Source organism: Bradyrhizobium sp. (genome assembly GCF_035484855.1).
GTDB lineage: Bacteria > Pseudomonadota > Alphaproteobacteria > Rhizobiales > Xanthobacteraceae > Bradyrhizobium.
Genome location: NZ_DATHOP010000230.1, coordinates 1 through 8,330, shown reverse-complemented (window position 1 = coordinate 8,330; position 8,330 = coordinate 1). Strand labels below are relative to the sequence as shown.

Genomic DNA, 8,330 nt, shown 5'->3' with positions numbered 1-8,330 from the left:
GATAGCCGTGTGTGCAATGGTAGTGGGTAGAGCGCACACACGTTAGCAGGTCACACCGGAATCACCCGGCATTCCCCACGCAATGGTTTTACGGATTATAACGTGCTCTTCCCGGTGCTCCGGGCTTGTTGGCCACCGTCGTCTGCGCTCCTTCTCGCAGACTTGACACCAGCGTCGGGGTGCCAGAACCACACGTCTTGTCCGTCCGCTTCAAGTGCCTTCGTCAAGAGCACCATCCGCGTCCACCGCATCCCGCCCCGCGTTGTTGACGTTGCGCAACGCCCCTTTGGTGGGGCGGGACAGCGGGAAATATAGAAGTGATTTGGGTGGGGCGCAAGCATTATTTCAAAAAATCGGAAGTTATTTTCTGTAACTAAGAAGTACCGGATTACCGGCGCAGGTCCGCACCATCGCGCGGCACTCTTCAATCGTGAGCGCGCGCGTGGGATCCCGGCGCAACGGGATCGCTGGTCGGGCCGACGGGCTGCCACACTTTGGCGCCGGCGGCGATATTCTCCGCCGTGAGCGGGCCCATGCCTTCCATCGCGCGCTGCGAGGACGCCTTGCGTCCGCCATGGGCAAGCTGAATGCCGATCGCCGTCCCTCGCCCTTCATGAAGGCGATCAGCGGCTTGAAGCTTTGGCGGTTCTTCAATTTCAGGCCGCGGATCTCGAACGGCTGGAACAACAGGGGGCGCGCGGGATCGACGCTGCGGGGATTGAATCTGACATGGGGTGCCCGTTTGATGTGGATTGGCGATCTCGTCAAAAAACTCAGCGACCGTCGGCGCGCGCCAAGCGCTTGGCGCACGTCAAGGCCTTAAGCGTTACCTCACCATTCCCGCCAGTATCGTGGCGAGCTTCCTGTTGCCTTCGACGCTGAGATGAAGGTGATCGCCCAGCGCCATGCCGGGCTGCTTCAACACCGATGTATAAAGTCCCATCGCATCGATGAGCCTGATGCCGCGGGCCGTGATCTTGCGCTTGATCGCCGCGATATTCGCCGGCGCCTCGGCCGAACCAGTGATGTCCTTGTGGTTGTCGTTGAACCCGTTGATGGTCAGGATGACGAGTTTGGTGCCGTTGGGGACCGCGCTGTCGACGCGCGCCAACTCATCCTTCGTCGTCTCCCCGTTGACGCCGGCATTGATGACGTGGACCTGCGAGCCTCGCGCCCGCAAAATACTCTCCAGCACGGACGACCACATTTCATTGTTGGCGACATAGCCGTGCGCCGCGCTATGGCCGAGCACCACGATCTGCGCCGAAGCCGGGCAGCTCTGGGCGAGAAGGATGCAGGCCAAGGCCGCCAGCAAGATGCGCGCTTTTGAAAAATTCATGTTGGCTTCCCGCTCTCAAACTCCATAGGGCGCAAATGCCCCATCGTCGAGTCCTCTGCGCTATTCCACGCCGCCGGCCGGCAATGCCCGGGGCGCATGGACGTCCGGCGCTGAACCGGCGCGGCCGCCGGCAATATCTCCCCTATCAAGGGACTCGCTTAAGCCGCTAAGATGCCGGCTCCTGAGGGAGGGAAGCGGACATGCAACGTCGCGAGTTCGTCGCGCTTGTTGGCGGCGCCGTGGCGGCATGGCCGCTGATCGCGCGCGCCGAGGCGCCCGAGAAGATGCGGCGCATCGGCGTCCTCATGACCGTCGGCGAGGACGACGCGGAGGGACAGGCGCGCATCGCCGCGCTCCGGGAAGGCCTCAACCAACTGGGCTGGGTTGAAGGCAAGAACCTAGCGGTCGAGTACCGCTGGGCCGGCGGCGACATGGCCCGGCTTCGCGACCAGGCGACTGAGCTGGTCCGGCTCGCGCCGGACCTGATCGTCGCCAACAGCACGCCCTCGCTCGCCACCCTGCATGCGGCGACCACCTCCATTCCCGTGGTGTTCGTGCTGGTGGTCGATCCCGTCGGCCTCGGCTACATCGCGAGCCTGTCGCGCCCGGGCGGCAACATCACCGGCTTCACCTATATGGAGGTGTCGCTGATCGGAAAATGGCTGGATCTGCTCAAGGGCATCGCGCCCAGCGTGAACCGCGCCGCATTTCTCTTCAATCCGAACACCGCGCCGTATTACACGACCTTCCTGCACTCGTTTGAAGCAGAGGCGCATCCGGGCGGGATGGCAATTGCGGCCGCACCGGTGTCGACGGCCGATCAGCTCGAAGCGACCATCGCGGCGCTGGCGCGCGAACCCGGCGGCAGCCTGATCGTCGGCGCCGACGCTTCCAACATCATCCACCGCGAGGCGATCCTGCGGCTGGTCGCCCAATACAAGCTGCCCACGCTTTCAGTCTATCGGCAATTCGCCGAGGATGGCGCGCTGTTGTCCTATGGGCCGGACTCGGAGGAGATTTTTCGCCGCTCCGCGTCCTATATCGACCGCATCCTGAAGGGCGAGGCCCCGGCCAACCTTCCGGCGCAGGCGCCCACGAAATTCGAATTCGTCATCAATCTCAAGACCGCCAAAGCGCTCGGGCTGAGCGTGCCCGCGAACCTGCTCGCACTCTCCGACGCCGTGATCGAGTGAGCACCGCCAACCCCGGCATTCGCGGAGACCGGACGTCTTGAGCCTCCTGTTCATCCTCCTGGTAGGGCTCATCGCCGGCACCGTTTCGGGGATCGTCGGCACCGGCTCGTCGATCATGCTGATGCCGGTCTTGATCTATGCCTACGGGCCGAAGCAGGCGGTGCCGATCATGGCGGTGGCCGCCGTGCTCGCCAACGTCTCGCGCATCCTCGCCTGGTGGCGCGAGGTCGATTGGCGCGCCTGCGCCGCCTACTCCATGACAGCGATTCCGGCCGCGGCGCTCGGGGCGCGGACCCTGCTGGCGCTGCCGTCGCGGGTGGTGGATCTTTCGATCGGCGTTTTCCTGATCGCGATGGTGCCGCTGCGGCATTGGCTCACCCACCATCAATTCAAACTGTCGCTCTGGCATCTGGCGATTGGCGGCGCGGTGATCGGCTTTCTCACGGGCATCGTGGTGTCGACCGGGCCGTTGAGCGTGCCGCTGTTTCTGTTTTACGGCGTCACCAAAGGCGCGTTCCTCGCCACCGAAGCGGCGAGCTCGCTCGGCATCTACCTGAGCAAATCGGTGACCTTCGAGCGGTTCGGCGCGCTGACTTCGGATATCGCGCTGAAGGGCGTGATCGCGGGATCGTCGCTGATGTTCGGCGCCTTCATCGCCAAGCGCTTCGTGTTGCGGCTGGAGCCGGATGCGTTTCGGCTGGTCATGGATGGAATCATGCTGGCGGCGGGACTCTCGCTCTTGTGGTCGGCGGCGACTTCATAAAATTCAGCGATTTCCGGTGATCGACCCTGAACCATTTCGGCGGAAACGGCGACGCACTGACGCAAGTCACGGCCTGATTGCGGACGATCGATAGCCGATCGTTGGGGCTGGTGACGTATTTCCGCGCCATCGATCAAGCAGGAGACTTAATTCATGACCCGGGGAATTCTCGCCGCCATTGTCGGCGGCATTGCCGTTCTCGCCGTCGTTCTGGGAAGCTGGTACACGGTCGACCAGACCGAGCGCGGCGTATTGCTTCGCAACGGCGCGGTGATCGGCACCGCGCAGCCGGGCCTCGGCTTCAAGGTGCCGGTGATCGACAGCGTCGAGAAGATCAGCGTCAAGACCTCGACCTATACCTGGGACAAGATGAATTCCTATTCCTTCGACCAGCAGCCGGCCGATCTGAAGATCAGCGTCACCTTGCGCGCGGCGCCGGAAAAGGTCGCCGACCTCTACGCCAAGTTCGGACGGCTGGACGCGGCCGTCAACCAGGTCGTCAGCCCCGTCGTCAACCAGCAGGTCAAGGTGGTGTTCGGCCGCTATACGGCAGTGAAAGCGATCCAGGACCGCGGCGCGCTCAACAGCGCGATCAAGGACGCCATCTCGGACACGCTGAAATCCGACTCCATGATCATCGTCGAGAGTGTGCAACTGGAAAACATCGAATTCTCGGCGAACTATCTGCACTCGATCGAACAGCGCATGCTGGCCGAGGTCGAGGTGCAGAAGCTGCAGCAGAACGCCGAGCGCGAGAAGGTGCAGGCGCAGATCACCGTGACGCAGGCCAACGCGAAAGCCAACGCCGTCCGCGCCGAGGCCCAGGCCAACGCCGACGCCACGCGGCTGAACGGCGAAGCCCAGGCCTCCAACATCAAGCTCACCGGCGAAGCCCAGGCCGCCGCCATCGAAGCGCGCGCCAAAGCGCTCGGCACCAATCCGAACCTCGTCACCCTGGTGCAGGCCGAGCGCTGGAACGGCGTGCTGCCGACCACCATGGTGCCGGGCTCGGCGGTGCCGTTCGTGTCGGTAAAATAGGGTTTGAATAGATTTGGAACGTCACTGCGCGCAAACGCCGCGCGGGCGGCCGCAACTGGAGCCACGCAGTTTCGCTTCAGGCGGCGGTGCGCCGGACATCTTTGATGGTTACGTCCCCGGCCTTGTTTTCCTGTCCGGCTCCAATTTTGATCTCGATATGACAGCCGAGCGCGGTGAGAAAGCGCATCAGCCGTTCGAGGGAAACTTCGGTGAATTTGCCACCCAGAATTTTTGATAATTCGGGCTGAGTGGTTCCAATCCGCTGGGCGGCGGCGCGTTGGGTCAAACCGAGGGAGCCGATTGCCTTGTCCAGGCGAAGAACGAGCTCAGCCTTTAGAAAATGCTCTTCGGCATCGGGCAATCCGAGCTGGAGCCACACATTTCGCGTCGGGTCCTTGGCCGCGGGTGTCTTTGTCATCGCCGTCCTTCCATTTCCTTTTGCAGATCTTTCAGGCGCTTTTCGATCAAGTCGATGTCTGCCTTGGGCGTCGTGATGCCCTTCTTTGATTTCTTCTGGAACGCGTGCAGTACGTAGACCGCATCGGCGTAGCGCACCGTGTGTACCGCACGGTAGGCGTTGCCATCATGGCTTTCCCGCACCTCGATCATTGCTCCTCCGCCGAAGCCGCTAAGCGTCTTGGCCGTGGTCGAATGACGTTCGCCCATCTGTACCAAAAAAGCGCATAGCCCATCTGGCGCTGCACGGTCGGAGGAAACGCCATGAAGTTGGTCTTTGAGGGGTCCGCGCCAGATAAGCGGCCTCGGATCGTCAGCCCTTCGAACCATGACGAATTATGTGATATTTCACATCATTCGTCAACTGCGGTTTTTCGAGGTGGCGGGGCTAGTCGGAGGCCAATGGCGGATAGAACAAAATAGGAACTTTTTAGGATTTCGTGCTATGGAGATGGTACCCGTCAGAGCGACTCAACACCCATGGCCAAATCCACCCTCTCCTTTGTCTGCCAGAACTGCGGCGCGGCCTATAACCGCTGGCAGGGCAAGTGCGAGTCCTGCGGCGAGTGGAATACGCTGGCCGAGGAGGATACCGGCGCGACCACGATGCCGGTCTCGATCCGGTCAAAACGCAAGGGGCGGCTGTTCGCGCTGGAGACGCTGACCGGCAAGAGTTTTGAAGCCCCTCGCCTGCCCTCGGGCATGGCCGAGCTCGATCGCGTCACCGGCGGCGGGTTTGTGCGGGGCTCGGTGCTGCTGGTCGGCGGCGATCCCGGCATCGGCAAATCGACGTTGCTGACGCAGGCAACCTCGCTGATGGCGCGGGCCGGGCATCGCGCGGTGTATATTTCGGGCGAAGAAGCCGTCGCCCAGGTGCGGCTGCGCGCCGAGCGTTTGGGCCTTGCCGATGCGCCGGTGCAACTCGCCTCCGAAACCTCCGTCGAGGACATTGTCTCGACGCTGTCCGAAGGCGCGGTGCCGCGCCTGATCGTGATCGATTCCATCCAGACCATGTGGACCGACACGGTGGAATCCGCGCCCGGCACGGTGACGCAGGTACGCGCTTCGGCGCAGGCGCTTATTCGGTTTGCCAAGAAATCCGGTGCTGCGATCATCCTGGTCGGCCATGTCACCAAGGACGGCCAGATCGCGGGCCCCCGTGTGGTCGAACACATGGTCGATGCGGTGCTGTCGTTCGAAGGCGAAGGCTCGCAGCAATTCCGTATCCTGCGCGCGGTCAAGAACCGCTTCGGGCCGACCGACGAGATCGGCGTGTTCGAGATGACCGGCCTCGGCCTGCGCGAAGTCTCCAATCCGTCCGAGCTGTTTTTGTCGGAACGCGATCTCGGCAGTCCCGGCACCGCTGTGTTCGCAGGGATCGAGGGAACCCGCCCGGTGCTGGTGGAAATGCAGGCGCTGGTGGCGCCGACCTCGCTCGGCACCCCGCGCCGCGCGGTGGTGGGCTGGGACCCGAGCCGGCTGTCGATGGTGCTGGCGGTGCTGGAGGCCCATTGCGGCGTCAAACTGTCCGGCCATGACGTCTATCTGAACGTGGCGGGAGGCCTGCGTATCCAGGAGCCGGCGGCCGACCTTGCGGCTGCGGCCGCCCTGGTGTCGTCGCTGGTCAATGCGCCGCTGCCGACGGATGCGGTCTATTTCGGCGAGATCTCGCTGTCGGGGGCGGTCCGGCCAGTGGCGCAGACCTCGGCGCGGCTGAAGGAGGCCGCAAAACTCGGTTTCGGTCGTGCCGTGCTGCCCGAATCGGCCCGCGGCGAAGCCGGCGGCGATTCCGGCCTGTCGCTGTCAACCGTGGGCGGTTTGACCAGCCTGGTCGCCGATATCGCCGCGCGCGGCAGTCCCAAGGGAAACCACGAGGGAAACCGGGAGAGAAACCGGGAGCCTGCTGCGGCGGAGAAAAATGCCACACCTGCGAGATTCCGGCGTCAGGAAGGCTAGCGGGGGTGACGTTACGCGCCCTCGCCGCTATACAGCGCGCGCAGGGCGGGGGTTAGGTGATTTCCGGCCTTGCGGGAGGGGCCAACTCACCCTCACCTAGGGCGGCACCGACTTTGCCGATTCGCGGTTTTGACCTTTGATGCGGACCTGACCAGCCGATGCCGATAACGATCCTCGATCTCATCCTGCTCGCGGTGATGCTGATCTCCGGCCTGCTCGCGATGGTGCGCGGCTTCATGCGCGAGATCCTGTCGATCGCGGCCTGGGGCGCGGCCGCCCTGGTCACGCTTTATGCCTTCGGCAAGCTGCTGCCGACCGCGAAAACCTATTTCAACAACGACACCGTCGCGGCCGTCGTGGTGGTGGCCGGCGTATTCGTCGGCACCCTGATCGTGGTCTCCATCGTCACGGTTCGGATTTCCGACATGATCCTGGATTCCCGGATCGGGGCGCTCGATCGCACCCTGGGGTTCCTGTTCGGGCTGGCGCGGGGCCTTCTGATCGTGGTCGTCGCCTTCATGTTCTTCAGCTGGCTGGTGCCGGACAAGCAGCGGCCGGATTGGGTGACGGGGGCGAAGTCCCGGGTGGTGCTGCAGGGAACCGGCGATTGGCTGATGTCACTCTTGCCGGATGACCCCGAGAACACCATCTTGAAGAGATTCAAGAAGAATAAACCAGACGATGAACAGACTGACACCGATCCGGCTGCGGCGCCGAGCGGTGATGGCTATACCAAGCCTGCCCGCGACAGCCTTAAAAAGCTGATCGAGAAACCCGCGGTGCATTGATACGAGTTGATCCTTGGCCAGATGACACCGGCCAGAAGAGAGGCGCGATGGACTGTCAACAGGGCCCTTCCGATGATGCCGACCAATACAACCTGAATCTCGATCCTGTTCCAAATTTCCCGAATTTCGAACTGCGGAGCTCGGATCCGCAGAATCACTATTTGCTGGATTCCGATCTGGAAGGCGACACGTTGCGCGAGGAGTGCGGCGTGTTCGGCATCTTCGGCCACCCCGATGCCGCCGCCATCACCGCGCTCGGATTGCACGCGCTACAACATCGCGGCCAGGAAGCCGCCGGCATCGTCTCGTTCGACGGCAACCGGTTTCATTCCGAACGCCGGCTCGGCCTGGTCGGCGACACCTTCTCGCGCCGCGAAGTGATCGAGCGGCTGCCCGGCACAGCCGCGGTCGGCCATGTCCGCTACTCCACCACCGGTGCCACCATCCTGCGCAACGTGCAGCCGCTGTTCGCCGAGCTCAATGCCGGCGGCTTTGCGGTCGGCCATAACGGCAATCTCACCAACGGGCTGACCCTGCGCCGCGAACTGGTGCGCAACGGCGCCATGATGCAATCCACCACCGACACCGAAGTGATCCTGCATCTGGTCGCGCAGTCCAAGCGCAACCGCTTCATCGACCGCTTCATCGAGGCCCTGCGCGCGATCGAGGGCGCCTATTCGCTGGTGTCGCTGACCAACAAGAAGCTGATCGGGGCGCGCGATCCGCTCGGCATCCGCCCGCTGGTGATCGGCGATCTCGACGGCTGCCCGATTCTGGCGTCGGAAACCTGCGCGCTC

The 8,330-nt window shown here is 63.4% G+C and carries 10 protein-coding genes; 7 read left to right on the top strand and 3 right to left on the bottom strand.

Annotated features, from left to right (window positions below):
* The first annotated feature begins 430 nt into the window (after window positions 1–430).
* A complete protein-coding gene (locus VK804_RS26335) occupies window positions 431–823 on the top strand; it encodes a hypothetical protein (RefSeq protein ID WP_325375679.1) in 393 nt (130 codons plus the stop codon).
* A 3-nt stretch (window positions 824–826) separates the two neighbouring features.
* Here the strand turns inward: VK804_RS26335 and VK804_RS26330 are convergent, their stop codons facing one another.
* Window positions 827–1,339, bottom strand: a complete 513-nt coding sequence (locus tag VK804_RS26330) for an SGNH/GDSL hydrolase family protein (protein ID WP_325375677.1) — start codon at window positions 1,337–1,339, stop codon at window positions 827–829.
* Window positions 1,340–1,539: 200 nt separating this feature from the next.
* On the opposite strand from VK804_RS26330, the gene VK804_RS26325 reads away from it, so the two are divergent.
* The 3 genes from VK804_RS26325 to VK804_RS26315 all read left to right on the top strand — a co-directional run bounded on the left by VK804_RS26325 (window position 1,540) and on the right by VK804_RS26315 (window position 4,333).
* On the top strand, window positions 1,540–2,532 hold the full coding sequence (locus tag VK804_RS26325) for an ABC transporter substrate-binding protein (protein WP_325375676.1): 993 nt from the start codon (window positions 1,540–1,542) through the stop codon (window positions 2,530–2,532).
* 37 nt (window positions 2,533–2,569) lie between these two features.
* Complete coding sequence (locus VK804_RS26320; protein ID WP_325375674.1) at window positions 2,570–3,295, top strand: sulfite exporter TauE/SafE family protein; 726 nt, start codon at window positions 2,570–2,572, stop codon at window positions 3,293–3,295.
* A gap of 153 nt (window positions 3,296–3,448) precedes the next feature.
* Complete coding sequence (locus VK804_RS26315; protein WP_325375672.1) at window positions 3,449–4,333, top strand: prohibitin family protein; 885 nt, start codon at window positions 3,449–3,451, stop codon at window positions 4,331–4,333.
* Between the two features lie 76 nt (window positions 4,334–4,409).
* Here the strand turns inward: VK804_RS26315 and VK804_RS26310 are convergent, their stop codons facing one another.
* Together VK804_RS26310 and VK804_RS26305 are read right to left on the bottom strand one after the other, a co-directional pair.
* On the bottom strand, window positions 4,410–4,751 hold the full coding sequence (locus VK804_RS26310) for a helix-turn-helix transcriptional regulator (protein ID WP_325375671.1): 342 nt from the start codon (window positions 4,749–4,751) through the stop codon (window positions 4,410–4,412).
* Window positions 4,748–4,942 carry a type II toxin-antitoxin system RelE/ParE family toxin gene (locus VK804_RS26305; protein WP_325375669.1) on the bottom strand — a complete coding sequence of 65 codons (195 nt, stop codon included), beginning with the start codon at window positions 4,940–4,942 and terminating at the stop codon, window positions 4,748–4,750. The genes VK804_RS26310 and VK804_RS26305 overlap by 4 nt, the downstream gene beginning before the upstream one ends.
* Before the next feature lie 327 nt (window positions 4,943–5,269).
* On the opposite strand from VK804_RS26305, the gene radA reads away from it, so the two are divergent.
* The 3 genes from radA to VK804_RS26290 form a co-directional block, all read left to right on the top strand.
* Window positions 5,270–6,745, top strand: coding sequence for a DNA repair protein RadA (gene radA, locus VK804_RS26300; protein WP_325375668.1), 1,476 nt, complete (start codon window positions 5,270–5,272; stop codon window positions 6,743–6,745).
* A gap of 158 nt (window positions 6,746–6,903) precedes the next feature.
* Window positions 6,904–7,533, top strand: a complete 630-nt coding sequence (locus VK804_RS26295) for a CvpA family protein (protein ID WP_325375667.1) — start codon at window positions 6,904–6,906, stop codon at window positions 7,531–7,533.
* Window positions 7,534–7,580: 47 nt separating this feature from the next.
* The coding region (locus VK804_RS26290) for an amidophosphoribosyltransferase (protein ID WP_414642849.1) at window positions 7,581–8,330 on the top strand (750 nt) is incomplete at its 3' end.

Coding starts and splice junctions, on each gene's coding strand:
- VK804_RS26330 (WP_325375677.1), bottom strand. CDS start 1,339: ATGAATTTTTCAAAAGCGCGCATCTTGCTGGCGGCCTTGGCCTGCATC.
- VK804_RS26325 (WP_325375676.1), top strand. CDS start 1,540: ATGCAACGTCGCGAGTTCGTCGCGCTTGTTGGCGGCGCCGTGGCGGCA.
- VK804_RS26315 (WP_325375672.1), top strand. CDS start 3,449: ATGACCCGGGGAATTCTCGCCGCCATTGTCGGCGGCATTGCCGTTCTC.
- VK804_RS26310 (WP_325375671.1), bottom strand. CDS start 4,751: ATGACAAAGACACCCGCGGCCAAGGACCCGACGCGAAATGTGTGGCTC.
- VK804_RS26305 (WP_325375669.1), bottom strand. CDS start 4,942: ATGATCGAGGTGCGGGAAAGCCATGATGGCAACGCCTACCGTGCGGTA.
- radA (WP_325375668.1), top strand. CDS start 5,270: ATGGCCAAATCCACCCTCTCCTTTGTCTGCCAGAACTGCGGCGCGGCC.
- VK804_RS26295 (WP_325375667.1), top strand. CDS start 6,904: ATGCCGATAACGATCCTCGATCTCATCCTGCTCGCGGTGATGCTGATC.